The sequence below is a fragment of the Roseovarius litoreus genome (assembly GCF_900142765.1).
Classification (GTDB): domain Bacteria; phylum Pseudomonadota; class Alphaproteobacteria; order Rhodobacterales; family Rhodobacteraceae; genus Roseovarius; species Roseovarius litoreus.
In genome coordinates this window covers 98,506-122,724 of the sequence record NZ_FRCB01000004.1, presented here as the reverse complement: position 1 = coordinate 122,724, position 24,219 = coordinate 98,506, and the positions used below count along the sequence as shown (strand labels likewise).

Genomic DNA, 24,219 nt, shown 5'->3' with positions numbered 1-24,219 from the left:
GGGGCTGTGACATCATGGAGATCATTCTGCATCTGGGGGCGCATCGGACCGCCTCGACCAGCCTGCAGCATTACCTGCGGCGCAATGCGGGCGTGCTCGGCCGCGGCGGCATTGAGGTCTGGGAGCCGCGCAAGACGCGCGACGGGCTGCTGAGCGGCGTGATTGCTGAGCCGGGCCTGCGCGATGCGCCGGGCCAGTTGAGCCGTGCGCGCGGGCGCATCGCACTTCATCTGCACAAGGCGGAGGCGGCGGGCATGGCGGTGCTGCTGGTCAGCGACGAGAACATGCTGGGCGCGCCGCGCCGTAACCTGCGCGATGGTGCGCTTTACGCGGGCGCCGGTCTGCGCATGGCGCGCTTTGCCGAGGCGTTCGGCGGTCGCGTGAGCCGCGTGGTGCTGAGCGTGCGCGGGCTGGACAGTTACTGGGCCTCGGTGCTGGCCTATTCGGTGCTGCGCGGGCACCGGATCCCGCTTGCGGCGCAGATCGCGGCGTTGGCCTCGAGCCCGCGCAGTTGGCGTGATGTCATTACCGATCTGGCCTGCGCCTTGCCCGGCGCCGAGATCATCGTGCTGACCCATGAACAAAGCGCGAGCCGCCCTGTGCAGCGGCTTGCGGTGATGACCGGCCGCCCGGAGGCGGAGATGCCGCGCGCCCATGCGCGCGAATGGCTCAACCGCGCGCCGATGCTGGGCGATCTGCGCCGGGCGGTGGCGGCCCGCGGCGGCGATCCCGCCCGGTTGGGCGAGGGCGAAGATGACGCGCGCTGGCAGCCCTTCACCCGGGCGCAAAGCGCCGCGCTGAGCGAGGTATATGCAGACGATCTGTTCTGGCTGCGCGCCGGGGCGGATGGGCTTGCGACACTATTCGAGGAAACCGGACCGGCCAAGGCGGGGACACATCCGCCCGCCGGTCAGACGACAAGAGGACACCGCAATGGGATCGAAGAAAGACGACTGGCGTAAGATCGCCGAGGCCGAGCTGAAGGGCCGTCCGCTGGAGGATCTGACATGGAAGACCCTCGAAGGGATCGACATCGCGCCGCTCTACACCGAAGAGGATCTGGAGGGGCTGGAGCATCTGGGCTCGATCCCCGGTCAGGCGCCGTTCACGCGCGGCCCGCGCGCGACGATGTATGCCGGACGCCCCTGGACGATCCGGCAATATGCCGGCTTCTCGACCGCCGAGGAATCGAACGCGTTCTACCGGCGCAACCTTGCGGCGGGACAGCAGGGCGTATCGGTGGCCTTCGATCTGGCGACCCATCGCGGCTATGACAGCGATCACCCGCGCGTCGAGGGCGATGTGGGCAAGGCCGGTGTGGCGATCGACAGCGTCGAGGACATGAAGATCCTGTTCGACGGCATCCCGCTGGACCAGGTCAGCGTGTCGATGACGATGAACGGCGCGGTGATCCCGGTGCTGGCCAATTACATCGTCGCCGGCGAGGAGCAGGGTGTGGCGCGCAAGGACCTGTCGGGCACCATCCAGAACGACATCCTCAAGGAATTCATGGTGCGCAACACCTATATCTACCCGCCCGAGCCGTCGATGCGGATCGTGTCGGACATCATCGAATACACCTCGAACGAGATGCCGCGCTTCAACTCGATCTCGATCTCGGGCTACCATATGCAGGAGGCGGGCGCGAACCTGGTGCAGGAGCTGGCCTATACCCTGGCTGACGGGCGCGAATATGTGCGCGCGGCAATCGCGGCGGGGATGGATGTGGATCGTTTCGCGCCGCGCCTGTCGTTCTTCTTCGCCATCGGGATGAATTTCTTCATGGAGGCCGCAAAGCTGCGCGCCGCGCGTCTGTTGTGGCACCGGGTGATGACCGAATTCGGCGCCAAGAACGACACCTCCAAGATGCTGCGCACCCATTGCCAGACCAGCGGCGTTTCCTTGCAAGAGCAGGACCCCTACAACAACGTCGTGCGCACCGCCTATGAGGCGCTGAGCGCGGTTCTGGGCGGCACGCAATCGCTGCACACCAATGCGCTGGACGAGGCGATGGCCCTGCCCACCGATTTCAGCGCCCGCATCGCGCGCAACACCCAGCTGATCCTGCAGGAGGAAACCGGCGTGACCAAGGTGGTCGATCCGCTGGCGGGATCCTATTACGTCGAGAAGCTGACCGCGGATCTGGCCGAGAAAGCCTGGGCGCTGATGGAAGAGGTCGAGGAGATGGGCGGCATGACCAAGGCCGTCGCAAGCGGCATGCCCAAGCTGCGCATCGAGGAAAGTGCCGCCACCAGGCAGGCGATGATTGACCGCGGCCAGGAGGTGATCGTGGGCGTCAACAAGTATCGCCGCGACAAGGAAGACCCGATCGACCTTCTGGATATCGACAATTCCGCCGTGCGCGACAGTCAGATCGCCCGGCTGGAGAACATCCGCGCCAACCGCGACGAGGCCGCCTGCACCGCGGCCCTCGAGGAGGTCACGCGCCGCGCCGCCGAGGGCGGCAATCTACTGGAGGCGGCGGTCGAGGCCGCCCGTCAACGCGCATCCGTGGGGGAAATCAGCATGGCGATGGAAAAGCAGTTCGGCCGGCACCGCGCCGAGGTCAAGACGCTGGCCGGTGTCTATGGCGCCGCCTATGAGGGCGATGCCGGCTTTGCCGCGATCCAGAAATCGGTCGAGGATTTCGCCGAGGCCGAGGGGCGCCGCCCGCGCATGCTGGTGGTCAAGATGGGGCAGGACGGCCATGACCGGGGCGCCAAGGTGATCGCCACGGCCTTTGCCGATATCGGCTTCGACGTGGATGTGGGCCCGCTGTTCCAGACGCCCGAGGAGGCCGCGCAGGACGCCATCGACAATGATGTGCATGTGGTCGGCATCTCGAGCCAGGCGGCGGGCCACAAGACACTGGCGCCCAAGCTGATCGAGGCGCTGAAGGCAAGGGATGCAGGCGATATCATCGTGATCTGCGGCGGCGTCATCCCGCAGCAGGATTATGAATTTCTCAAGGCGGCGGGCGTCAAGGCGATCTTTGGCCCGGGCACCAACATTCCCGATGCGGCACAGGATATCCTGCGTCTCATCCGCGAGGCGCGGGGCTGACAGGATCGCGGGCGGGAGGGGGCCTTGCCCCCTCTTGGCCTGCGGCCAATTCACCCCCGGAGTATTTGGGGAACGATGAAAGGCGGGCAGATGGGCGGACGGCTTGGCGCGATGATGGCCTCGGGGGCCGGGTTTTTGTGGGCGGTGCTGCTGTTATGGGGGGCGGCGCGGTTCGTCACGCTGCCGGTTTTCACGCTTATGCCGACGATCATGGTGTCGTTTCTTGTGCCGGGGCTGGTGGCGCTGGCGATGGTCTTGCGGGTGGCGCTGCGCCGGTTGGGAGATGACGAGATGCGCGCGGGCGGGGCCTTGCACGGTCCGGCGGCGGTGGATCAGAAGGTGTTGCAGAACACGGTCGAGCAACTGGTGCTGGCGCTGTGCATCTGGCCTGCGGCTGCGGTGATGCTGGGCGATGCGGGGCCGGGTGTGATCGCCTCGCTTGGTGTGGGCTTCGCGGTGGCGCGGCTGCTGTTCTGGCTGGGATATCACAAGGGCGGGCTCTTGCGGGTCTTCGGATTCGCGGCGGGTTTCTGGCCGACCGTGCTTGTGGCGGTCTGGGCGCTGGCACGTCTGGCGGGGGCGGGATGATGGCTGCGATGGCCCGGAGGATCCAAGGGGTTTAAAGCGGCCCGCCTTTGGCCTGAGGCATCAGACAGATGCGGACCGCGTATAACGATGGACCGCAGCACTGCATGTCGCGAAAATCTGTGATTCAGGTTTTTCGCGAAACGCTTTAGAATGAGCGTCAGGAGTGGCAGGAGAGAGTTCGGATGCTGAGGCTCGATCATCTGGCAGTGGCGGCGCGCGATCTCGAAGAGGGGCGGGCGGCTGTGGAGGCTGCCTTGGGCGTGCGGTTGCAGCCGGGCGGAAAGCATGCGCATTTCGGCACGCATAACCTGCTTCTGGGGTTGGAGGACGGGCTGTATCTGGAGGTGATCGCGATCGATCCGGAGGCGCCGGCGCCGGAGGGGGCGCGGTGGTTCGATCTGGACCGGTTCGATGCGGCCCCGAGGCTGCAGACATGGATCTGCCGCAGCGACGATCTGGGGTCTGCGCTGGTGCGCTATCCGCAAGCCGGGGCGCCCGTGGCGCTGGCGCGGGGAGATTTGCGCTGGCGCATGGCGGTGCCGCGCGACGGGCGCTTGGCCTTCGATGGTGTCTTTCCCGCGCTCATGCAATGGGAGTGCGACGCGCATCCCGCCGAGAGGCTGACCGCGTCGGGCTGCGGGCTGGCGCGGCTGGTGGTGCGCCATCCCGAGGCCGGGCGGCTGGCGGATATGCTGGGCCCGGATCTGAGTGACGCGCGTGTAGTGTTCGAGATCGGTGCGCCATCCTTGCGGGCCGAGATCAGCACGCCCGGTGGGCTGAGGGTGCTGGAATGATCCTGCGCGATGCCGAGGCGGCCGATGCCCAAGCCATCGCCGCGCTGGTCAATCCGGTGATCCGCGACACGACCATCACCTTCACCACCCGCGAAAAGACCGCGCAGGATGTGGCGGATGACATCGCAGCCAAGCGCGATCTGGGGCATGGACTGCTTGTGGTCGAAGAGGCGGGCGCGCTGCTTGGGGTGGCAAGCTATGGCCAGTTCCGCCCCGGTCCGGGCTATGCGCGCACGGCCGAGCATTCGATCACGCTGGACCCGTCGGCACGCGGGCGCGGTCTGGGACGGCTGCTGATGCAGCGGCTCGAGGATCACGCCTGTGGTGCCGGTATGTATTCGATGATCGCTGCGGTGAGCGGGGAAAACCCGGGTGGGGTGGCCTTTCATGAGCGGCTGGGATATGCGCGCGTCGCGGTCCTGCCGCAAATCGGTTGGAAATTCGGGCGTTGGCTGGATCTGATTCTTTTGCAGAAACAGCTGTGAGTGCGCGCTGACAGGGCCCGGGAAAGCGGGTAGGTTTTATCATGTCGATCTGGACCCGCATCACCGAAGCTCTTGCCGCCCTTACCAAGGGCGAAGGTCTGAGTGCCGTTTTCGACAGGCTGCGCAGCCCGCCCGAGCGCAGCGTCGGCTTCACCATCGCGGTGATCGCGCTTGGCGCCAAGATGGCCAAGGCCGATGGGCAGGTTACCCGCGACGAGGTCACCGCCTTCCGCGAGGTGTTCCAGATCGCCCGCGAGGATGAGGCTGGTGCGGCCCGCGTCTTCAACCTGGCGCGGCAGGATGTGGCCGGGTTCGAGGAGTATGCCGGCCGCATCAAGCGCATGTTCGACGGCGAGACCGGCACGCTGTGCGATCTGATGGAGGGGCTGTTCCACATCGCCATGGCCGACGGCACCTATCATCCGCAGGAAGAGGCGTTCTTGCGCCGGGTTGCGGAGATCTTCGGTCTGGATGAGGGCGATTTCCGCAGGCTGCGCAGCCGCTTCGTGCCGGATGCAAAGCCCGATCCCTATTCGGTTCTGGGGGTCAGCCGCGATACGCCCCTGCCGCAGATCCGCAAGGCGTGGCAGCAGATGGTCCGCGACAGTCATCCCGACAAGATGATCGCGCGCGGCGTTCCGCCCGAGGCGATCCGGCTGGCCGAAAATCGCATGGTCGCGATCAACCGTGCCTGGGAGGAGATCAACGAGGAGGCCGCGGGTGCGGATCGCCACCTATAATGTCGAATGGTTCGATGCCCTGTTCGATGATGAGGGGGCGCTTTTGGCCGATGATGACTGGTCGAGGCGACACGCGGTAACACGGGCCGATCAACTGGCCTCTTTGGGAATCGTGTTCACCGCGCTCGATGCAGATGCCGTCATGGTGATCGAGGCGCCGGACGACACGGACCGCAGAAGCACGGTTGCAGCGCTCGAAAGCTTTGCCGATTTCGCGCAGATCCGCGCGCGCCGCGCCGTCACCGGCTTTGCCAACGACACCCAGCAGGAAATCGCGCTGCTCTATGATCCCGATGTCCTGAGCTGTGCGCATGACCCCAGGGGCGAGCCCACCGGAAAGAAGGGTGCCAGCGATGCGCCGCGGTTCGACGGCGTGTTCCGGATCGATCTGGATATCGACGATACCGAGGATCTTGTGGCGTTCTCCAAGCCGCCGCTGGAATTGGCCTGCACGACCGCGACCGGTGTCGCCTTCCGGATGATCGGGGCGCATCTGAAATCCAAGGCGCCGCACAAGGCCCGGTCACGCGATCAGATCATGCGCATGGCAATCGCCAACCGGCGCAAGCAGCAGGCGCAGGCGGTCTGGTTGCGCCACCGGATCGAAGAGCATCTGGCCCAGGGCGAGACGCTGATCGTTCTGGGCGATCTGAATGACGGTCCGGGGCTTGACGAGTATGAGCATCTCTTTGGCCGCTCCTCGGTCGAGATCGTGATGGGCGAGGGGGGCGATGCGGCGGCGCAACTTTACGATCCGCACGCAAGACGGGCCTTGACCCGGCGGATCGGGGCGATGACCGCGACCGCGCGGTTCTACCTGCCCACCGAGAAGCGCTATCTTCAGGCTTTGCTGGATTACATCATGGTGTCCGCGGATCTGGAGGCGCGGCAGCCGCGATGGCGGATCTGGCATCCGTTCGACGATCCGGGCTGCTTTCGCATCCCCGAGTTGCGCGAGGCGCTGCTTGCGGCGTCGGATCATTTCCCGGTCACGATGGATGTCGATCTGTGACTTAAAATCCTGACCGGATGCGCTTATATTGAAATGATGAAACGCATTGTCCTGACATCCCTCGTGGCCTTGTCGCTGGCGGCGCCTGTCGCAGGCCCGGCCAGAGCACAGGATGCGGGCACGCCGGATGAGGGGCTGTCGCTGATGGAGCGCGGCGCGCAGATGTTCCTCGAAGGTATCCTGCGCGAGATGGAACCGGCGATGCGGGATCTGCGCGATCTGGCCGAAGACATGGGGCCGGAGTTGCGCCGCTTCGTTCAGGAAATGGGACCGGCTTTTGGCGAGCTGATGGGCAAGATCGACGATCTGAGTGCCTATCATCCGCCGGAAATGCTGCCCAATGGCGATATCATCATGCGCCGCAAAACCCCCGACGAGATCGAACCGGCGCCGCCCAAGGAGGGTGAGATCGACATCTGAGGCGGCTCACGCCCTGGCGGTGTGGATCGACGCCTCGGCCCCGAGGGCCTCGACCAGCGACATGAACCGCGCTTCGGCGACTTCGCCGAACAGCGCCGCGGCCTCGGGCGATAGGTAGAGTTCCAGCTTGCGCTTCTTGGGATACCAGCGCAGGTTGCCGAGTTTCGCGTCCGAGCGCAGCCAGAGCATGGCGGCAAAGCGCATCGCCTTGCCCAGAACCTCGGCCTCGGTGGCGTCCTGTTCGCTGATCAGCTCATAGAGGTCTTCGAAGCGCGATCCCTCGCGTTTGTTCGAATAGCGATGCAACAGCGCCAGCCCCAGATAGATCCGCTCGGAATGTTTCAATCCGCCCAGATTGGCGCGGGTGGCGTTGTCGAAACAATCCTCGGCCCGGTAGTCGGGATGCGAGCGCCAGGACACGTCATGCAGCAGGCAGGCGGCCTTGATGATGCGGCGCCGGTCCGGCTTGGCGGATTTGAACAGGGGTTCGATGAATTCATAGATCACGCGGCCAAAACCGGGCAGCCGGGCATCCTTGGCTTCGGCAAAGCGGCAGGCTTCGATCAGCGGGTCGCGGTCGCGCAACTGCTGGGGCATCTGCTCATAAAGCAGGCCCTCGCGGATACCATAGCTTGACACGGCGATATCGCGGGGCTTGAACGTGCGGACCACTTCGCGCAGCACGTCGATCGCATAGGGCACCAGTGCGGCGCGCGCCGCCGATACGCCGGCGCGGTTGCGCAGCTCTTCGAGATCGTTGGCGGCGATATACTTGGCGGTGGCGCGCACGGCCTTGGGCGTCATGCGGTATTCATGCAGCACCTGCAGCGGATAGCCGCGTCGCTCCATGTCGATCCGCGCGATGGCGCGCCACGAGCCGCCCACCAGAAAAAGACGGTTTTTCTGTTCGCCCAGTTCCTTGCGCAGACGCGCCACCGTATCGGCAATGAGCGCCTTGCGGGCCTTGCGGCCACCTTTCATGTCGCGCAGCTTGAGCGGGCCAAGCGAACAGGACATCCGCTTGCCCACGGTGCCGCCATTTATCTCGGCCAGTTCCATGGACGAGCCGCCGATATCGCAGACCAGCCCATAAGAGCCGGGCCATCCCAGCAGCACGCCTTGTGCCGACAGCCGCGCCTCTTCGCGCCCGTCGATCACCCACAGGCGGATGCCCGTCTCGCGTTCGACCTCGGCGCGGAACTCGGCGCCGTCTTCGGCGTCGCGCACCGCGGCGGTGGCCACGGCAGTCAGCGGGCCGGTGCCCATCCCGTCGCCCAGAAGCTTGAACCGCTTCAGCGCATTGAGGGCGCGCACACGTCCCTCGGGGTTGAGCCGCCCGGTTTCGGACATGCCGGCGCCAAGGCCGCACATGATCTTTTCGTTGAAGAAATAGGCCGGGCTGCGGGCGGCGCCGTCGAACACGACCAGACGGACCGAGTTCGAGCCCACATCCACCACGCCCACGCGACTGAGTGCGCGGGCCGAAGGCTTGTCGAACAGCGGGCGCCCAAAGGGCCCGCTATCTTCCTGCGCCGGAGTGCTGTTGCCGTCCATGTGCCTCTCGGGTCTTTCCACCCCCTGTATGCGCCACAGCGCCCCATGGGTCAATCGCGGGAATGCGCCGATCTGCGCCTGACGCGCCGTCACCCGGTCACATCGGCGGGCGCCCCTTGAGGACGCGCAGGACCATCGCGATCACGAAGAGCGCAAGGAAAATGACGAACAGAATTTGCGCGATCCCCGCCGAGGCACTGGCGATCCCGCCAAAGCCGAACGCACCGGCAATCAGCGCGATGACAAGGAATGTGATTGCCCATCCAAGCATGTGGAGCCTCCTTTCGTCGGTTCCTGTTCATGTGGGAAGGACCGGCGATCGTGTCAGGGGGCTGCGCGGCGTGTCGGCAAAAGCTTGCCGGGATCAATCCTCGGTATGGGTCAGTTTCGGCACATCCGCAGCCCCCGCCGAGCCACGGCCCGACAATGACGGGTTCTCCATGAAGAAGCGGTGGCAGTTGAAGGCGAACTCGCCCTCGACCGTTTCGGCACGGGTGAACGTCCCATCCGGTGCCATGATCCAGCTTTGCGCCACATCGGCCATGTTGGCGGCCATGATCTGACCGACGATCTGCGCCTTGACGGTGGGATTCTCGATCTCGACCAGCGTTTCGACGCGCCGGTTGAGATTGCGGCCCATCCAGTCCGCCGAACTGATGAAGACCCGGGCCTTTTTCGACGGAAGATCGGCCCCGTTGCCGAAGCACACGATCCGGGAATGTTCTAGAAACCGGCCGATGATCGATTTGACACGAATATTCTCGGACAGCCCGTTGATGCCGGGACGCAGTCCGCAGATGCCGCGCACCACGAGATCGATGCGCACGCCGGCCTGACTGGCCTCGTACAGCGCGTCGATCACATCGGGTTCGATCAGCGCGTTCATCTTGGCCCAGATCTTCCCCGGCTTGCCGTTGCGCACGTTCTCGGCCTCGCGCGCGATCATCTCGAGCAGGCGTGGCTTGAGCGAAATGGGCGAAATGGCAAGGTTTTCCAGTTTCTCGGGCTGCGCATAGCCCGACAGGTAGTTGAACACCTTGGTCGCGTCCCGCCCAAGCGACGGATCGCAGGTGAAGAAACTCAGGTCGGTGTAGATCTTGGCGGTGATCGGGTGGTAATTGCCGGTCCCGTAATGGGTGTAGGTCACAAGGCTGTCGCCCTCGCGGCGCACCACAGTCGAGATCTTGGCATGGGTCTTGAGGTCGAGAAACCCATAGACCACATGCGCGCCCGCGCGCTCCAGCCGCCGGGACTGCCGGATATTCGCCGCCTCGTCGAACCGCGCCTTCAATTCCACAAGTGCGGTCACGGATTTCCCGTCTTCGGCGGCCTCGCACAGAGCACTGACGATGGGGCTGTCCTTCGAGGTGCGGTAAAGCGTTTGCTTGATCGCCACCACATCGGGGTCGCGCGCGGCCTGATGCAGAAAGCGCACCACCATGTCGAAGGTCTCGTAGGGGTGATGCAGCAGCATGTCCTTCTGACGGATCGCGGCGAACATGTCGCCGTCATGATCCTGCACGCGTTCAGGCACGCGTGGCGTGAAGGAGGGCCATAGAAGATCGGGCCGGTCATCCAGAACCAGCTCCTTGAGGTCCGCAAGCCCGATCATGCCCTCGACTTCGACCACCTCGTCGGGGATCACGTGCAGCTCATCCATGATGACGCGGCGCAGCGCCTCGGGGGCGCCGGTTGAGATCTTCATGCGCACGACTTCGCCCCGGCGGCGGCGCTTCAGCGCCACCTCGAATTCGCGCACCAGATCCTCGGCCTCTTCCTCGACTTCCAGATCGCTGTCGCGCAGCACCCGGAAGCTGCAATGCCCCTTGTACCTGTAGCCCGGAAATAGGCTGTCGAGATGCAGCAGCAGCACATCTTCCAACCGTATGACCCGATGTGTGCCGGGGTCGGCGGGCAGGGTCACGAAGCGTTCGATCTGCTGCGGGATCGGCAACAGCGCCTGCAGCGGGCGCTTGTCGGATTTGCGCTCGAGTTGCAGGGCCAGCGAATAGCCCAGGTTGGGAATGAAAGGGAAAGGATGCGCGGGGTCGATGGCCAGTGGCGACAGGACCGGAAAGACATTGTGCAGGAACACATCGGCAAGATGGCTGCGGTCCTCTTCGGTCAGCCGGTCGAGATCGAGGATGGTGATATTCTCGTCTTCCATCTCGCGGCGCAGCGTTTCATAGGTTTTCTGCTGAGATGCCAGAAGGTTGCGGGCGTTTTCGTTGATCAGCACAAGCTGTTCGGCGGGGGTCAGCCCGTCGGCGGCGGGTGTGGTGTTGCCCGCCTGCGCCAACTCGCGCAGACCTGCGACGCGCACGTTGTAGAACTCGTCCAGATTGGTGGCCGAGATCGACAGGAAGCGCAGCCGCTCGAGCAGCGGAACGCGCGGATTCTGCGCCTCTTCCAGCACGCGCCAGTTGAAGCCCAGCCAGCTGAGCTCACGATTGAAGAACCGGCCCGGCCCGGTCAGGTCCAGTTCGGGGATTTCAACGGCGGCGGGTGGCGGTGACTTGAGGAAATCAGCTTTGTTCATATGGGCCTTATGGCGTTGGCATGTAACGGCACGGTGACGGAGTCTGCAGCCCCGCCGGTCACTTGTCCAGCACCTTCGCCGCCAGCGCCCGATTGATCGGCCGCCCCGTCGCCAGCGCCAGCGCATCCAGCTCGTCCACCACATCGCGCGCCGCCTCGAACGATCGGTCGATGCGCCGTGTGAGATAGGGGATCGTCTCAGGGGAGGGCGACAATTGCCGGTCGGTCATCAGCTTCATCAGCACCGCCGCCAGCAGCGTGTCATCCGGCTCGTGCAGGATGGTCGCCGGGGTGCCCTGCATCCGGCTGGCCAGATCGGGCAGGCTGAGGCCCCAGTGTTGCGGCGCGCGGGCTGCGGTGAACAGCACGGTGTGACCTTCGGCAAGCGCCAGGTTGTGCAGATGAAAAAGCGCCTCTTCGGCGGCGGCATCCCGGGCGATGTCATCGCAATCCTCGACTGCGATATTGCCTGTGGCCAAGGCGGGGATATCGGCCCGGGTCAGGGCGTGCGCCGCGATGATCCGGGCATCGGCCAATGTGGCCCAGACATGCGCCAGATGGGTCTTGCCCGATCCCGGCGGCCCCACCAGCAGCAGCTTGCGCGAAGGCCAGCCCCGCCAGCCTTCGATCAGCGCCACGGCCTCGGCATTGGCGGGCGAGACGAAAAAATCGTCGCGCCCGAGTGCTTCGCGCACAGGCAGGTCGAAACTGAGCTGTCTCTGGGTCATTCGTCGCGCGATGACAGTCCGCGATACAGGCGGCTGTCCATGTATTGCGCCACGATGAACCGCGCCAGAACACCGATCGACGCGGCCACGGGCACCGCCACCAGCATGCCCACGAAACCGAACAAGGCGCCAAAGACCGACAGCGCGAAGATCAGCCAGACGGGGTGAAGCCCGACCGAGCTACCCACCAGCTTCGGCGTCAGGAAATTGCCCTCGGCCACTTGCCCTGCCACGAAAATGGCTGCGACCAGCCCGATGCTCACCCAATCGCCCCAGAACTGGAACAGCGCCAGCCCGATCGCCAGCGCCCCGCCCACCAAGGCACCCACATAGGGAATGAAGGTGATCAGCCCGGCCAGCGCGCCCACCACCAGCCCGAATTGCAGCCCCACCAGCATCAGTGCCACGGCATAATAGGTGCCGAGGATCAGGCAGACGGTGCCCATGCCGCGAATGAAGCTGGCCAGCGTCTGGTCGATCTCACCGGCAAGACGGCGGATCACCGGCGCATGATCGCGCGGCAAAAGCTCGTCGATCCGGCCAACCATACGGTCCCAGTCATAGAGCAGGTAGAAGGCCACCACCGGAACGATCACGAACAAAAGCACCACGTTCAGCAGCGACGCCGCCGAACTCAGGAGCGAGTTGAGCACCTCTCCGCCCCGCTCGCGGATCGTTTCGCCCACCGCGATAAGCGATTGGCGCAGGGTCGAGTTTTCGTCGACGATCGCCGGGAACCGCTCGGTCAGGACTTGCTGGAACTTGTTGAAAAGCTGCGGCGCGGTATCGACCAGAGCCACGGTTTGCTGCACCAGCGTCGGGATCACCAGAAGCGCCATCAGCACAAAGACGAGAAGCGCACCCAAGGTGATGAGACTGACCGCAAGCGCGCGCGATGCGCCCATCCGTTGCAGCCGGTCCGCGACCGGATCGAGGAAATAGGCAATGGCCCCCCCCAGCACGAAGGGCAGGATCACGTCGCCCAGAAACCAAAGCGCAAGGACAAAGACGGCCGCCGCAACGCCCCAATACTTCACCTGATCGCGCACCGACAATGCCATGAGAACTCCGTGACTGGCCTGCTCCTATGTCGCCTCACAGGCGGTCGGTTTCAAGAGGAAAGGCGGCATATCCCATGTATATCGCGCCCGGCCGTCATCTCGTTGGGCTTAGGCCGGGGAAGGCGGGCTGTTCCTTTTCGACCACAGCCCGTCCTTCGCTTGGTCAGGGATCGGGCGGGGTGTAGGTATCGGGATCGGCGCACCATTTTTGGTATTCGGTCTGGAAGTCGGGCCAGTCTAATTCTTCCTTGGGCCAATGGGTGGGGCGGGGAATGGTATTGGGCAGCTTGGTCGAGCCTGCACCGAAGGTTGTTTTCATTTGGACCGTTGATATGGGCGATTCCCGTAAATCTACAGACCAGACGGCAGCGTCGCGCAGCACGGTCGCTGTCCAATTTGTTGTCTTATCCACCCGCGTGATGCTGAGTATGTCCCCTCCATCCGTCCGTCGTTGAGTTAAGTCAGCACGAAGGCGGCAACCAGCGCGCCCGAGAACAGCAACAACAGCAGCAAGGACACCAGCGCACCCAAGGGGCGGGCGACGGACCAGTCCGGCGCTTCGCTTATGCCCATCCAGTCCAGCACGTTTCTTGATGGCTTGCGTTCCATAACCCCGGCACCCCTGACGCGTCTGCCGCAACCATCGCGGGAAAAGGCCTGTGGTGCAAGGACCACTGCCCCGCTTGCCAGTGCGGCACCTTCCGGCTAGGACAGGCCGAAACCCATTGTCCGAGGTCCGTCATGCGCCTGTCCCGCTACTTCCTGCCCGTTCTCAAGGAAACCCCCGCCGAGGCCCAGATCGCCAGCCATCGCCTGATGCTGCGCGCGGGCATGATCAAACAGGCCTCCGCCGGGATCTATTCCTGGTTGCCGATGGGCTTCAAGGTGTTGCGCAAGCTGGAAAATATCGTCCACGAGGAGCAGATCCGCGCGGGCCATATCCCGATGCTGATGCCCACCCTGCAGCCCGCCGACCTGTGGCGCGAAAGCGGCCGCTATGACGATTACGGCGAGGAAATGCTGCGCATCAAGGACCGTCAGGGGCGCGATCTTCTGTATGGGCCGACCAACGAGGAATTGATCACCGACATCTTCCGCAGCCATGTGGGCAGCTACAAGGATCTGCCGCTCACGCTCTATCACATCCAGTGGAAATTCCGCGACGAGATCCGCCCGCGTTTCGGCGTGATGCGGGGGCGCGAGTTCTACATGAAGGACGGCTACAATTTCGACCTGACGCGCGAGGATGCGCTGCATGCCTATAACCGCCATCTGGTCAGTTATCTGCGCACCTATGAGCGGATGGGCCTGCAGGCCATTCCGATGCGCGCCGAAAGCGGGCCCATCGGGGGCGACGACACGCATGAATTCCTGGTGCTGGCCGAAACCGGCGAATCCGGCGTGTTCTATGACAGCGAGATCACCGATCTGCGCTTTGGCGACCGCGAGATCGACTATACCAGCGTCGAGGCCTGTCAGGCGGTGATGGAGGAATTCACCTCGCGCTATGCCCGCACCGACGACACCCATGACGAGGCCGTGTTCCATGACCGCGTCCCCGAAGAGCGCCGCCGCAGCGGGCGGGGCATCGAAGTGGGGCAGATCTTCTATTTCGGCACCAAGTATTCCGAACCGATGGGCGCCACCGTGCAGGACCGTGACGGCAACACCGTGCCGGTCCATATGGGCAGCCACGGCATCGGCGTCAGCCGCCTGATCGGTGCGATCATCGAAGCCAGCCACGATGATCGCGGCATCATCTGGCCCGAAGGTGTGACCCCTTTCCATGCCGGGATCGTCAACCTCAAGACCGGCGACGCCGAGGCCGATGCCGCCTGCGAGGCGATTTATGCCTCCCTGACGGCCCTCGGACTCGAGCCGCTTTACGATGACACCGATGATCGGGCCGGGGCGAAATTCGCGACGATGGACCTGATCGGTCTGCCGTGGCGGATCACCGTGGGGCCGCGCGGGCTCAAGAATGGCGTGGTCGAGCTGACCAGCCGCCGCAGCGGCGAAAGCGAGGAATTGCCGCCCGAACAGGCCGTGGAAAAGCTGGCGCGCATCTATGCCGCGCACCGGATCGGCAGCCTGCCGCAGCCGGTCTAGCACGACGCGTTCCCCAAACCGCCCGAACGCTGTATACTGCCCCGAAAAACCGACGAGGCAGAGCAGATGATCCTCAGGGCGATCGCCATGGCGTGCGGGCTGACCGGTGCGGTCGGCCTGTCGCAATTTCCCGAGTTCTCGCAGCAATATACCCAACGCCTCTCCGGCGCGGTCAAGGAGCTGGAGACCATTGTGGCGCGCTTCGATGCGGATGCGGCGGGGCTTGGCCTGACGCGTGCCGCCGCGCTCGAGGATCTGGCTCAGGGCAGCGCGATGGGCGCGGCACGTGCGCAATCCATGGGGCAGGTTCTGGCACGCCATGACCGCCTGCAACATGCGCTTGCCAAGCTTTCCGGGACATCTTCGTTGCATAAGGCTCTGAATATCCGGGGTTTTGCCGATGCCGAACTTGTTCGCGACACATGGGCCGCCTATCGCCCGGCCCTGCCGGTCACGGCCGAAGGACTGGGTTTCGCCGCCGCGGGCTTTATTCTGGGCTACGGGTTGATTGGCGGGGCGTTGAGCGGGCTTGGGCGACTGACCAGCCGTCGCCGCCAAGCCGCGCGGCAAGGCTAACGCGTTCCGCCTTTAACCTGAGGCATCAGCCAAAGACGGAACGCGTGCACCGATTGAACCGAGAACTGCATGCCGCGAAACTCTGTGAGCCGGGTTTTCGCGAAACGCTTTAGGGTCCGCCACGCAGGGCAAAGCCCGCCAGTGCGACCAACACCACCCCGACGATCAGACAGATCGCCCAAGCGATGCGCTGCCTGAGAGGGGCGTGTCCGATGCGATCAATCGTAGACGAATTGCTCCGACAGAATGCGCCGCGCGGGCACGCCCAACTCCAGCAAGGCCGCCTCGACCGTGCGCAGCATCGGCGGCGGTCCGCACAGCACGAACAACCAGTCCCGCCGCCCGGCCTCGGCCACATGGCGTCGCAACATCGGGGCATCGACAAACCCGGTCTCGCCGCTCCAGCCCTCGGGCGGTTCGGACAGCACGTGGATCACCTCGCTGCCGTGATCGCGCGCCAGCGCCTGCAGCTCGTCCTCGCAGACGATCTGCCCGGGGATCCGGTTGCCATACATCAGCAGGCTGGGGCGGGGATCGCCGCTTGCCGCCATCTCGCGCAGAATCCCGAGCAGTGGCGCGATCCCGACGCCGCCCGCGATCAACGCAATCCCCGGTGCGTCCTCCTGGCCCGTCAGCGTCAGATGCCCATGCGGTCCATCCACGTAAACCCTTGTGCCGGGCGGGATCTGTCCGATCCGGTCGGTCATGTCCCCCAATTGCTTGATGATGAATTCCAGATCCGGCCCCCGTGACGGCGCGGAGGCGATGGAAAACGGGTTGTCGTTCAGCGAAAAAGGCGGCCGTCCGATGGTCAGCCACGCAAATTGCCCTGCCCGGTACCGCAGCCGATGCGCCCCCTCCGGTGTCAACCGCAGCCGCCATGTCCGCCGCGCTGCAGGGGTCACCGACAGCACCCGCCAGGGTCTGCGCGCCCGAAGGGCCGGGGCCACGACATAGATCATCGTCAGCGCGGCCAGCGCCAGTCCCAGACCGGCGATCCACACCCAGCCCAGCAGATCGTCGCCACTGTAGCGCCCGGCGCGCAGCGCGTGCAGCACGCCCGCGCCGGCCACAAGGGCCGCGCCCAGACCGTGCAGGCCCCGCCATATCTCGTAGCGGTAGCCCGCGACATCCCGCGCCAGCGCCATCGTCACCACCATGCCCAGTCCCAACCAGGCCAGGATGCCGGGCCAGATCGCGGTCCATGAATAAGTCACCACCGTTTGCCGGGTCACATCCCAATCGGGCGGATCGGACATCGCCGAGACATAGAAAAACGGATGCAGCACCGCAAAGACCAGCGCCACCCGGGCGGCAAGCTGATGGCTGCGCATCACCACATCGCTGCCGACCCTTGCGGTGACCGCACGAAAGCGGCCAATCTGTCCGAACTCCACCAGGATCATCGCCAGCGCCACGAGACCCAGCCCCGAGGCCAGCTCATCCCATATCGTGCGCGGTGGCAGGCCCTGCGCCCATGCCAGACCGAGCGGCGTCAGAGCAAGCCCGAGGTAGAGCAGGATGAGGGCAGTTGCGGGCAAGGCGGTCCTTTCCGGTGCGGACGACTCGACTCGCCCTGTTTTGCCATGCTGCACCCGATGCCTGCCGCTCGGCCTTGACCCTGATCATGATAACCCGCACTGTCCGCGCAAAACGAGATCCGAGGTTTTCCAGTGACAGGCCGTCCCCGCCGTTCTTCCGCCCCTGCGCCCTTCGCTCCGTTCGAATGGATGATCGCGTGGCGTTACCTGCGCGCCAAACGCGCCGAAGGCGGGGTCAGCACGATGACATGGATCAGCCTGATCGGGATCACGCTGGCGGTCTTCGCGCTGATTGCCACACTGGCGGTGCGCTCGGGCTTTCGGGCGGAATTCGTCGACACGATCCTTGGCGCGAACGCCCATGTCACCGTCTACAACATGGGAACGGTCGATGCGCAGTCGGGCAGGCTCGATCGCACCCTCTCCGATTACGAGGCGATGGCCGAGCGCGTCCGCGCGGTCGAGGGCGTCACCCGCGTAGCCCCTCTGGTCAAGGGGCAGGTGATGGCCAATGCCCGCGACAGCAACGCCGGCGTGCAGGTGTTCGGCATCAAGCCCGAGGATCTGGTGACCATTCCGCGCATCGCCGATCCCGCAACCGGGCGCGGTGACATCACCGCTTTTTCGCAAGGCATCGCCATCGGCTCGGGCGTGGCGCGCGAATTGGGCGTAGGGGTTGGCGACCGCATCCGCCTGATCTCTCCCAATGGGGTGCGCACGGCCTTCGGCACATCGCCACGCATCAACGCCTATGATGTGGTCTATATCTTCAGCGCCGGGCGCTATGACATCGACCGGGTCCGCGTCTATCTGCCCTTCGAGGAGGCGCAGAGCTTTTTCAACCGCGAAGGCCGCGCCGACGAGCTCGAGGTGATGGTGCGCGATCCCGACCGGGTCGAGGACATGACCCTTCCGCTGATCGCCGCCGCCGGGGACCGCGCGCAGGTCTGGACATGGAAAGACGCCTCGGGCGGATTTCTGCGCGCGCTCGAGGTCGAGGACAATGTGATGTTCATCATCCTGTCCATCCTCGTGCTGATCGCGGCGATGAACATCACTTCGGGGCTTATCATGCTGGTCAAGAACAAGGGCCGCGATATCGGCATCCTGCGCACGATGGGACTAACCGAAGGGGCCGTGCTGCGGGTTTTCTTCATCTGCGGCGCCTTCACCGGCATTATCGGCACGGCGGCGGGGGTGGTTCTGGGCTGTCTCTTCGCGATCTATATCGACCCGATCTTCAGCCTCGTGAATGTGCTGATGGGCGGTCAGGTCTGGGATCCGTCCATTCGCGGCATCTATCATCTGCCGGCGCAGTTGAATTTGGGCGACGTGCTGTCGGCGGTGGCGCTGTCGCTGGGGCTGAGTTTCGTGGTCACGATCTTTCCCGCCCGCCGCGCCGCGCGCATGAACCCGGTCGAGGCGCTGCGCTATGAGTGATGTGATGCTGCGCCTTTCCGGCGTGTCGAAAACCTACAACAAGGGCCGCGAAAACGAGGTGCAGGTGCTGGCAAACGCCGATCTCGCGCTGGCCCCGGGCGAGATGGTGGCGCTGGTGGCGCCCTCGGGGGCGGGCAAGTCGACGCTTCTGCATATCGCGGGGCTTCTGGACACGCCCGATACCGGCAGGGTCGAGATCGGGGGCACCGATTATACCGGCCTCAGCGACAGGCGCCGCACCGTCGCCCGCCGTCAGGAGGTGGGTTTCGTCTATCAGTTCCACCACCTGCTTCCGGAATTCACCGCTTTGGAAAACATCGTGCTGCCGCAGCTGGCCAATGGCGTGGCCCGCGCCGAGGCGGCAGCGCGCGCCGCCGATCTTCTGGAGCGGGTCGGCGTGGGGCCGCGCTCGGGTCATCGGCCCTCGGCGATGTCCGGCGGCGAACAGCAACGCGTCGCTTTCTGCCGGGCGCTGGCCAATGCGCCGCGCCTGCTTCTGGCCGATGAGCCGACGGGCAATCTGGATCCCGCGACCTCGGATCAGGTGTTCGGCGCTCTGGTGCAGCTGGTTCGCGATACGGGCCTGTCGGCGCTGATCGCCACCCATAACCTCGAGCTTGCGGCGCGGATGGACCGGGTGGTCAAGCTCGATCAGGGCAAGGTGGTGCCGGGCTAGGGCATCCCCGGGCATGATCCGCGTGCCGCGGCCCCGGGATGTTCGAAAAATCCCGAACCAAGGTCTTTTCAAGACCTGGGACCCACTTCTGGGATGTTGAAATCCGCTTCAGAAGGTTTGAATTGACCTCTGCCATCCCGCCCAGCAAGGTGCCGCGACACCCGACACACCCCTCGCCGCCGAACACCGCCACCTGCCGGAGACGCCCATGCCCGCCGTAAGCCTTGACGAGATCGAACAGACCACCAAGGCCGCGCTGATGCGCCATGGCGCCCACGACTGGATCGCCGCCGAAGTGGCCCGCGCCGTGCGTGTCGCCGAAAGCGTCGGCAACCGGATTTGCGGGCTGTACTATCTCGAAAGCTACTGCACGCAGCTGGAAACCGGCCGCGTCAAGGGCGATGCCGAGCCTGTCGTGACCCGGCCGCGCCCCGGCGTGGTTGCGGTCGATGCGGGCTTCGGCTTTGCCCAGCCCGCCTTTGCCCGTGCGCTTCCGCAAGCGATCGAGGCCGCGCGCACCTGTGGCGTGGCCAGCCTTGCGGTGGGTCATGCCCATACCTGCACGTCGCTCGGGTTCTTCACCGAACAGATCGCGCGTGCCGGGCTGATCGGGCTGGGGGTCACCAATGCCTCGCCCATCGTCGCACCCCCCGGCGGCAAGACGCGGGTGATCGGCACCAATCCCATCGCCTTCTCGGTGCCCGACGGGCAGGGTGGCATCGCCATGCAGTTCGACCAATCCACCACCACCGTGGCGCTTGGCAAGATCACCATGGCCAAGGCCGCGGGCGAGCAGATCCCCGAAGGCTGGGCCGTCGATGCCCAAGGCCAACCCACCACCGATCCCGAGGCTGCCCTTTCGGGGTCTCTGGTCAGCATGGGGGGCTACAAGGGCTGGGGCTTTGGCCTGATGGCCGAACTTCTGGCCGCAGGCATGACCGGCGGCGTGGTCAGCCGCGATGTGAAGCCCCTCAAGGCGCCCGATGGTCCGCCGCATGATCTGGGCCAATATTACCTGCTGATGGCCCCCGATGTGTCGGGCGCGTTTTTCGACCGCCTCGCGCAGGTCGAGGCCGGTGTGGCGCTCGACGAAGGCGCGCGGATGCCGGGGCAGGGCAAACAGCCCGCCGATCCGGTGACGCTGGAGCCGGCGATCTGGGCGCAAGCCCGCGCCCTGGCCGGGCTGGGCTAGGCTGGCGGCAGGCGCGATACAGGGTCAGGTCACGGGTCAGAGCACGGTTCAGAGCACCAGCCTGCTCACGGGCTTACTCACGGGACAGTGAATTTGCCCATGCCTCGGGGTCTGCTATGGGTGAACGCGCCCAGCACAGGAGGTGCGCTCATGCGACTGGCCCTATCGACAGGAGTGATGGCACTGGCCGCCACAATGGCCTCGGCATCGCCGATCGCATTCGACGGAAGTTGGAAACATCAGAAGTTTTCGCTGTTTTCCGGCAATGACTACGCGCTGCGCGGCGGCGCTCTCGACATGGTGTCCGATGCCAGCGTGTCGCTGCTCTATCGTGCGGTGCCCGAAACCGCGTGGCAGGCCTCGAACGCCTCTTGGCTCTGGCAGGTCAGCCAAAGTGTGCCGCCCACCGATCTGGCGCTCAAGGGGGGCGACGACCGCAATCTGGCAATGTATTTCGTGTTTTTGCCGCAGGCCGAGGCCGAACGTGCCCGGGGCTCGCGTGTGACCCGGCTTCTGTCGCATGAGGACGTGCGGGTGCTCGTCTATGTCTGGGGCGGCGATCACGCGCCGGGCGCGTTTCTCGACAGCCCCTATCTGGGTCCGCGCGGCAAGACTGTGGTTCTTCGCCCCGCCGGAACCGGCGAGGCGCGCGAGCGTGTCGATCTGGCCGCCGATTTCGCCCGGGCGTTCGGCGGCGAACGCACCGCCCTTGTGGGTCTCGCCGTCTCGGGCGACAGCGACGACACCAACACGCGCATCACGGGGCGCATATCGGGTCTCACCCTGCAATAACCGGGCAAGCGCGTCCCCCGGGGTGATCCATGTCAATGCAGCGCTGCCCGGCTTGAGGTCTGCTCGGGCAAGCGATCCTGACAGGACATCTGCCATGCGTGCGGCTCTTGCGGTATTCCTTTTCGGCCTTGCGGCCTGCGCGGCGCAGGAGCCCTTGCCCGCGGGCGTCGCCGCGGGCGAGCAGACCTATCGCGCGCTGTGTGCCACGTGCCATGGGCCGCAGGGCGTGGGCGACGGGCCATTGGTGGCCGAGCTTGACGCGCCGCCCGCCGATCTGACAGGCATTGCCGAGCGCAATGGCGGCGTGTTTCCCTACGCGCAGGTCATCGCGCGCATCTACGGTTATCCCGGTCAGTTCGACGTGATGCCCGACTATGGCCCGATTTTCGCCGGTCCCAAGATCGGTTGGCGTGACCCTGAAACCGGCGCGGTGATCGAAACGCCCCGCGCCCTGGTTGACCTTGCCAGCTATCTGGCCAGCATCCAGAAGACCTGAGCATGACGACATCAAAAGCGTTCCGCCTTTAATCTGAGGCATCAGCGACAGGCGGAACGCGTACAACGATTGAACGGAGCACTGCAATTCGCGAAAATCTGTGAGTCAGGTTGTTCGCGAAACACTTTAGGAGGACACAGATGCAGACCCCAACCCTCATCACCGCCGCTCTGGCCCTTGTCGCAGCCCTGACCGGCGCGGCGCAGGCCGAAGGCAATGCCCGCAACGGCGAGGCGATCTACGAGCGCTATTGCGCCGCCTGCCATGGCGCCGATGCCACGGGCGATGGACCGATGCAGGCTGTGCTGACCGTGCAGCCCACCGATCTCACCGCGCTCAGTGCCGGCAATGACGGCGTGTTTCCCATGGGCCGCGTGGTCAAGCGCATCGACGGGCGCGACCCGCTGGTGGCCCATGGCAGCCCGATGCCGATCTATGGCGATTTCTTTCAGGGGCAGGATGCCGCGCTGAAAACCGAAAGCGGCCAGCCGATCATCACCTCGACCCCGGTGACCGACCTTATCGCCTATCTCGAAGGGCTGCAGATCCGCTGAGGCGCGATTTGAAACGCGGCGCGCGCGGGCTAGCTTGCCCAGCAGAAAGGAAGGTGTCCGATGTTTCGTCTCCTGCTTGCCTTCGCGCTCGCCGCCTGTCTGTCCCTGCCGGCGCGCGCCGATGATCAGGCCATTCGCGGCGTGATCTCGGCCCAGATCGACGCCTTTCTGGCGGATGATGTCGAGACCGCCTTCACCTTTGCCAGCCCCACGATCAAGCAGATCTTCGGCAACCCCGAACGCTTCGGACAGATGGTGCGCCAAGGCTACCCGATGGTCTGGCGCCCCGACAGCGTCCGGTTCCTGTCGGTCGAGGAACGTGGCGGGCGACTGTTTCAGACCGTCATGATCCGCGACGGGGCAGGGGCCTTGCATCTGCTCGAATACGAGATGATCCCCGGCGAGGATGGCTGGAAAATCGACGGTGTGCGCCTCTTGAAGCCCTCCGACGGCACCGCCTGACCGCCCGGCCCGGCTCGCTCGGCCCAGCCCGCTCAGCCCGGCCCGGCCAGCCCGCGCACCGACCAGCCCCAGAACCGTGCCAGCATCAGCAGCGCAGCACAGGCCAGCCCCACCGCCAGCCCCAGCCAGATGCCCGCACCCCCAAGGCCAAGCGTGAAGCCCAGCACATAGCTTGCCGGCACCCCGATCAGCCAATAGCTGACCGTCGCCATCACCATCGGCACCCGGGTGTCCTGCACCCCTCGCAGCAGCCCAAGCGCCATGACTTGCCCCGCATCCACCAGCTGAAACAACGCCGCCGCCGCCAGAAGCCCCACGCCGATCTCGATCACGGTGGCGCGGTTCGGCTCGTCCGGGCTCATGAAAAGGCCCATCATCCATTCCGGCAGCGCCAGGAACAGCACCATCGTCGCCGCCGCCACCAGCCCCGACATCACCAGAACCACCGTCGCCCCATCGCGCAGCCCTTGCGCATCGGATCGGCCATGCGCCTGGCCCGCGCGCACCGTGGCCACGTTCGACAGGCCCAGATGCACCATGAACACCACCGAGGTCACCTGCAGCGCGATGCCATGCGCCGCCAGCGGCAGCGCCCCCAGCCAGCCCATCATGATCGACGAGGCGGCAAACAGCCCCACTTCCGCCAGATTGGTGATCCCGATCGGCCAGCCCAGCCGGAACACCTGCGCCAGCGCCTCCTGATCGGGGCGCCAGATCCTCTGGAAGAGCGCGTGATCGGGCTGCGCCCTTGCGGCATAGATCGCCATCGCCACAAGCGACGCGACATTCACCACAAGGGACGCAATCGCCGCCCCCCGCACCCCCAATTCGGGAAAGCCCCAATTGCCGAAAATCAGCGCATAGTTGACCACCACGTTCACCCCGACCGCCGCCAGCGTGATCCACAGCACGATCTGCGTGCGCTCCAGCGCCGCAAGGTAGGATTTCAGCACCATCACCAGCAGCGCCGGCAGAATGCCCCATCCCATGATCGACAGGTACTGCCCCGCCAGCACCGCGATATCCGGGTCCTGCCCGAGCGCCTCGAAGATCGGCCGCGCCAAAAGCATCAGGGGCAGCGTGGCGATCCCGAACAGGATCGACGCCCAGGCCCCCATCCGGGTGACGCGCCGGATCTGCGTCTCGTTGCCCGCCGCCCGTGCCGAGGCCACCATCGGCATCACCGCCCAGGCAAAGCCCGATCCCATGATGAACAGCACGAAAAACAGCGTACCCCCCAGCACTTCGGCCGCCAGCGCCTCGACCGAATACCAGCCCAGCATCACCGCATCTGTCAGCGTGATGGCGAACTGCGCCACATGGCTTCCGATCAGCGGCAGGCCCAGCCCGATGATGGCACTGGCGTGATGGCGATATCTCGGCGCTCTGGTCATGATC

The 24,219-nt window shown here is 65.2% G+C and carries 26 protein-coding genes; 17 read left to right on the top strand and 9 right to left on the bottom strand.

What is annotated here, in order from left to right; genetic code table 11:
- Positions 1 to 14 precede the first annotated feature (14 nt).
- The 8 genes from F3H35_RS09215 (at position 15) to F3H35_RS09180 (ending at position 7,102) form a co-directional block, all read left to right on the top strand.
- Positions 15 to 962, top strand: a complete 948-nt coding sequence (locus F3H35_RS09215; RefSeq protein WP_149779330.1) for a hypothetical protein — start codon at positions 15 to 17, stop codon at positions 960 to 962.
- Entirely contained in the window at positions 934 to 3,063 is a 2,130-nt protein-coding gene (gene scpA, locus F3H35_RS09210; protein WP_149779329.1) for a methylmalonyl-CoA mutase, read from the top strand. The genes F3H35_RS09215 and scpA overlap by 29 nt, the downstream gene beginning before the upstream one ends.
- A gap of 75 nt (positions 3,064 to 3,138) precedes the next feature.
- Positions 3,139 to 3,651, top strand: a complete 513-nt coding sequence (locus tag F3H35_RS09205; RefSeq protein WP_223228368.1) for an MAPEG family protein — start codon at positions 3,139 to 3,141, stop codon at positions 3,649 to 3,651.
- 182 nt (positions 3,652 to 3,833) lie between these two features.
- Positions 3,834 to 4,445, top strand: a complete 612-nt coding sequence (locus tag F3H35_RS09200) for a VOC family protein (protein WP_149779327.1) — start codon at positions 3,834 to 3,836, stop codon at positions 4,443 to 4,445.
- Positions 4,442 to 4,930, top strand: coding sequence for a GNAT family N-acetyltransferase (locus F3H35_RS09195; RefSeq protein WP_149779326.1), 489 nt, complete (start codon positions 4,442 to 4,444; stop codon positions 4,928 to 4,930). The genes F3H35_RS09200 and F3H35_RS09195 overlap by 4 nt, the downstream gene beginning before the upstream one ends.
- Before the next feature lie 41 nt (positions 4,931 to 4,971).
- Positions 4,972 to 5,670, top strand: coding sequence for a molecular chaperone DjiA (locus F3H35_RS09190; RefSeq protein ID WP_149779325.1), 699 nt, complete (start codon positions 4,972 to 4,974; stop codon positions 5,668 to 5,670).
- A complete protein-coding gene (locus F3H35_RS09185) occupies positions 5,651 to 6,682 on the top strand; it encodes an endonuclease/exonuclease/phosphatase family protein (RefSeq protein ID WP_149779324.1) in 1,032 nt (343 codons plus the stop codon). Before F3H35_RS09190 ends, F3H35_RS09185 begins: the two co-directional genes overlap by 20 nt.
- A 36-nt stretch (positions 6,683 to 6,718) precedes the next feature.
- Entirely contained in the window at positions 6,719 to 7,102 is a 384-nt protein-coding gene (locus F3H35_RS09180; RefSeq protein ID WP_149779323.1) for a hypothetical protein, read from the top strand.
- 6 nt (positions 7,103 to 7,108) lie between these two features.
- On the opposite strand, the gene F3H35_RS09175 is transcribed toward F3H35_RS09180, so the two are convergent.
- From F3H35_RS09175 to F3H35_RS18840, 7 genes are all read right to left on the bottom strand, one after another.
- Positions 7,109 to 8,656 carry a Ppx/GppA family phosphatase gene (locus tag F3H35_RS09175; protein WP_149779322.1) on the bottom strand — a complete coding sequence of 516 codons (1,548 nt, stop codon included), beginning with the start codon at positions 8,654 to 8,656 and terminating at the stop codon, positions 7,109 to 7,111.
- Between the two features lie 97 nt (positions 8,657 to 8,753).
- On the bottom strand, positions 8,754 to 8,927 hold the full coding sequence (locus F3H35_RS09170; RefSeq protein WP_149779321.1) for a DUF1328 domain-containing protein: 174 nt from the start codon (positions 8,925 to 8,927) through the stop codon (positions 8,754 to 8,756).
- A gap of 93 nt (positions 8,928 to 9,020) precedes the next feature.
- Positions 9,021 to 11,195 (bottom strand): RNA degradosome polyphosphate kinase, encoded by a 2,175-nt coding sequence (locus F3H35_RS09165; RefSeq protein WP_149779320.1) that lies wholly within the window; start codon positions 11,193 to 11,195, stop codon positions 9,021 to 9,023.
- Between the two features lie 58 nt (positions 11,196 to 11,253).
- On the bottom strand, positions 11,254 to 11,922 hold the full coding sequence (locus F3H35_RS09160; RefSeq protein WP_149779319.1) for a P-loop NTPase family protein: 669 nt from the start codon (positions 11,920 to 11,922) through the stop codon (positions 11,254 to 11,256).
- A complete protein-coding gene (locus F3H35_RS09155; RefSeq protein ID WP_149779318.1) occupies positions 11,919 to 12,983 on the bottom strand; it encodes an AI-2E family transporter in 1,065 nt (354 codons plus the stop codon). Before F3H35_RS09155 ends, F3H35_RS09160 begins: the two co-directional genes overlap by 4 nt.
- A gap of 163 nt (positions 12,984 to 13,146) precedes the next feature.
- Positions 13,147 to 13,302 (bottom strand): hypothetical protein, encoded by a 156-nt coding sequence (locus tag F3H35_RS18845; RefSeq protein ID WP_188129933.1) that lies wholly within the window; start codon positions 13,300 to 13,302, stop codon positions 13,147 to 13,149.
- Between the two features lie 137 nt (positions 13,303 to 13,439).
- Entirely contained in the window at positions 13,440 to 13,592 is a 153-nt protein-coding gene (locus F3H35_RS18840; protein WP_188129932.1) for a hypothetical protein, read from the bottom strand.
- A gap of 132 nt (positions 13,593 to 13,724) precedes the next feature.
- Here F3H35_RS18840 and proS point away from each other — a divergent pair, with 132 nt between their 5' ends.
- Both proS and F3H35_RS09145 read left to right on the top strand, forming a co-directional pair.
- The gene (gene proS, locus F3H35_RS09150; protein WP_149779317.1) at positions 13,725 to 15,092 is read left to right on the top strand and encodes a proline--tRNA ligase; all 1,368 of its coding nucleotides are present in this window, start codon (positions 13,725 to 13,727) and stop codon (positions 15,090 to 15,092) included.
- Between the two features lie 66 nt (positions 15,093 to 15,158).
- The gene (locus F3H35_RS09145; protein ID WP_149779316.1) at positions 15,159 to 15,668 is read left to right on the top strand and encodes a DUF2937 family protein; all 510 of its coding nucleotides are present in this window, start codon (positions 15,159 to 15,161) and stop codon (positions 15,666 to 15,668) included.
- A gap of 218 nt (positions 15,669 to 15,886) precedes the next feature.
- Here F3H35_RS09145 and F3H35_RS09140 read toward each other — a convergent pair whose 3' ends face one another.
- Complete coding sequence (locus F3H35_RS09140; RefSeq protein ID WP_149779315.1) at positions 15,887 to 17,209, bottom strand: ferredoxin reductase family protein; 1,323 nt, start codon at positions 17,207 to 17,209, stop codon at positions 15,887 to 15,889.
- A 189-nt stretch (positions 17,210 to 17,398) separates the two neighbouring features.
- On the opposite strand from F3H35_RS09140, the gene F3H35_RS09135 reads away from it, so the two are divergent.
- The 7 genes from F3H35_RS09135 (at position 17,399) to F3H35_RS09105 (ending at position 22,821) form a co-directional block, all read left to right on the top strand.
- Positions 17,399 to 18,649, top strand: coding sequence for a lipoprotein-releasing ABC transporter permease subunit (locus F3H35_RS09135; protein WP_149779314.1), 1,251 nt, complete (start codon positions 17,399 to 17,401; stop codon positions 18,647 to 18,649).
- Positions 18,642 to 19,325: an ABC transporter ATP-binding protein gene (locus tag F3H35_RS09130; protein WP_149779313.1), complete on the top strand. Its 684-nt coding sequence runs from the start codon at positions 18,642 to 18,644 to the stop codon at positions 19,323 to 19,325. The genes F3H35_RS09135 and F3H35_RS09130 overlap by 8 nt, the downstream gene beginning before the upstream one ends.
- Before the next feature lie 208 nt (positions 19,326 to 19,533).
- Positions 19,534 to 20,517 carry an Ldh family oxidoreductase gene (locus tag F3H35_RS09125; RefSeq protein ID WP_149779312.1) on the top strand — a complete coding sequence of 328 codons (984 nt, stop codon included), beginning with the start codon at positions 19,534 to 19,536 and terminating at the stop codon, positions 20,515 to 20,517.
- Positions 20,518 to 20,667: 150 nt separating this feature from the next.
- Positions 20,668 to 21,309, top strand: coding sequence for a DUF3047 domain-containing protein (locus tag F3H35_RS09120; RefSeq protein WP_149779311.1), 642 nt, complete (start codon positions 20,668 to 20,670; stop codon positions 21,307 to 21,309).
- Between the two features lie 94 nt (positions 21,310 to 21,403).
- Entirely contained in the window at positions 21,404 to 21,805 is a 402-nt protein-coding gene (locus F3H35_RS09115) for a c-type cytochrome (protein WP_149779310.1), read from the top strand.
- Positions 21,806 to 21,945: 140 nt separating this feature from the next.
- On the top strand, positions 21,946 to 22,359 hold the full coding sequence (locus F3H35_RS09110) for a c-type cytochrome (protein WP_149779309.1): 414 nt from the start codon (positions 21,946 to 21,948) through the stop codon (positions 22,357 to 22,359).
- Positions 22,360 to 22,419: 60 nt separating this feature from the next.
- Complete coding sequence (locus tag F3H35_RS09105; RefSeq protein ID WP_149779308.1) at positions 22,420 to 22,821, top strand: DUF4864 domain-containing protein; 402 nt, start codon at positions 22,420 to 22,422, stop codon at positions 22,819 to 22,821.
- A gap of 32 nt (positions 22,822 to 22,853) precedes the next feature.
- On the opposite strand, the gene F3H35_RS09100 is transcribed toward F3H35_RS09105, so the two are convergent.
- Positions 22,854 to 24,215: an MATE family efflux transporter gene (locus F3H35_RS09100; RefSeq protein ID WP_149779307.1), complete on the bottom strand. Its 1,362-nt coding sequence runs from the start codon at positions 24,213 to 24,215 to the stop codon at positions 22,854 to 22,856.
- Between the last annotated feature and the right edge of the window lie 4 nt (positions 24,216 to 24,219).

Bases quoted from the DNA above. Each gene is read 5' to 3' on its own strand.
- F3H35_RS09195 (WP_149779326.1), top strand. From the start codon at position 4,442: ATGATCCTGCGCGATGCCGAGGCGGCCGATGCCCAAGCCATCGCCGCG.
- F3H35_RS09205 (WP_223228368.1), top strand. From the start codon at position 3,139: ATGAAAGGCGGGCAGATGGGCGGACGGCTTGGCGCGATGATGGCCTCG.
- proS (WP_149779317.1), top strand. From the start codon at position 13,725: ATGCGCCTGTCCCGCTACTTCCTGCCCGTTCTCAAGGAAACCCCCGCC.
- F3H35_RS09115 (WP_149779310.1), top strand. From the start codon at position 21,404: ATGCGTGCGGCTCTTGCGGTATTCCTTTTCGGCCTTGCGGCCTGCGCG.
- F3H35_RS09175 (WP_149779322.1), bottom strand. From the start codon at position 8,656: ATGGACGGCAACAGCACTCCGGCGCAGGAAGATAGCGGGCCCTTTGGG.
- F3H35_RS09100 (WP_149779307.1), bottom strand. From the start codon at position 24,215: ATGACCAGAGCGCCGAGATATCGCCATCACGCCAGTGCCATCATCGGG.
- F3H35_RS18840 (WP_188129932.1), bottom strand. From the start codon at position 13,592: ATGGAACGCAAGCCATCAAGAAACGTGCTGGACTGGATGGGCATAAGC.
- F3H35_RS09110 (WP_149779309.1), top strand. From the start codon at position 21,946: ATGCAGACCCCAACCCTCATCACCGCCGCTCTGGCCCTTGTCGCAGCC.
- F3H35_RS09130 (WP_149779313.1), top strand. From the start codon at position 18,642: ATGAGTGATGTGATGCTGCGCCTTTCCGGCGTGTCGAAAACCTACAAC.
- F3H35_RS09215 (WP_149779330.1), top strand. From the start codon at position 15: ATGGAGATCATTCTGCATCTGGGGGCGCATCGGACCGCCTCGACCAGC.
- F3H35_RS09180 (WP_149779323.1), top strand. From the start codon at position 6,719: ATGAAACGCATTGTCCTGACATCCCTCGTGGCCTTGTCGCTGGCGGCG.
- F3H35_RS09190 (WP_149779325.1), top strand. From the start codon at position 4,972: ATGTCGATCTGGACCCGCATCACCGAAGCTCTTGCCGCCCTTACCAAG.
- F3H35_RS09165 (WP_149779320.1), bottom strand. From the start codon at position 11,195: ATGAACAAAGCTGATTTCCTCAAGTCACCGCCACCCGCCGCCGTTGAA.
- F3H35_RS09200 (WP_149779327.1), top strand. From the start codon at position 3,834: ATGCTGAGGCTCGATCATCTGGCAGTGGCGGCGCGCGATCTCGAAGAG.
- F3H35_RS09125 (WP_149779312.1), top strand. From the start codon at position 19,534: ATGCCCGCCGTAAGCCTTGACGAGATCGAACAGACCACCAAGGCCGCG.
- F3H35_RS09155 (WP_149779318.1), bottom strand. From the start codon at position 12,983: ATGGCATTGTCGGTGCGCGATCAGGTGAAGTATTGGGGCGTTGCGGCG.
- F3H35_RS09135 (WP_149779314.1), top strand. From the start codon at position 17,399: ATGATCGCGTGGCGTTACCTGCGCGCCAAACGCGCCGAAGGCGGGGTC.
- F3H35_RS18845 (WP_188129933.1), bottom strand. From the start codon at position 13,302: ATGAAAACAACCTTCGGTGCAGGCTCGACCAAGCTGCCCAATACCATT.
- scpA (WP_149779329.1), top strand. From the start codon at position 934: ATGGGATCGAAGAAAGACGACTGGCGTAAGATCGCCGAGGCCGAGCTG.
- F3H35_RS09160 (WP_149779319.1), bottom strand. From the start codon at position 11,922: ATGACCCAGAGACAGCTCAGTTTCGACCTGCCTGTGCGCGAAGCACTC.
- F3H35_RS09120 (WP_149779311.1), top strand. From the start codon at position 20,668: ATGCGACTGGCCCTATCGACAGGAGTGATGGCACTGGCCGCCACAATG.
- F3H35_RS09105 (WP_149779308.1), top strand. From the start codon at position 22,420: ATGTTTCGTCTCCTGCTTGCCTTCGCGCTCGCCGCCTGTCTGTCCCTG.
- F3H35_RS09145 (WP_149779316.1), top strand. From the start codon at position 15,159: ATGATCCTCAGGGCGATCGCCATGGCGTGCGGGCTGACCGGTGCGGTC.
- F3H35_RS09170 (WP_149779321.1), bottom strand. From the start codon at position 8,927: ATGCTTGGATGGGCAATCACATTCCTTGTCATCGCGCTGATTGCCGGT.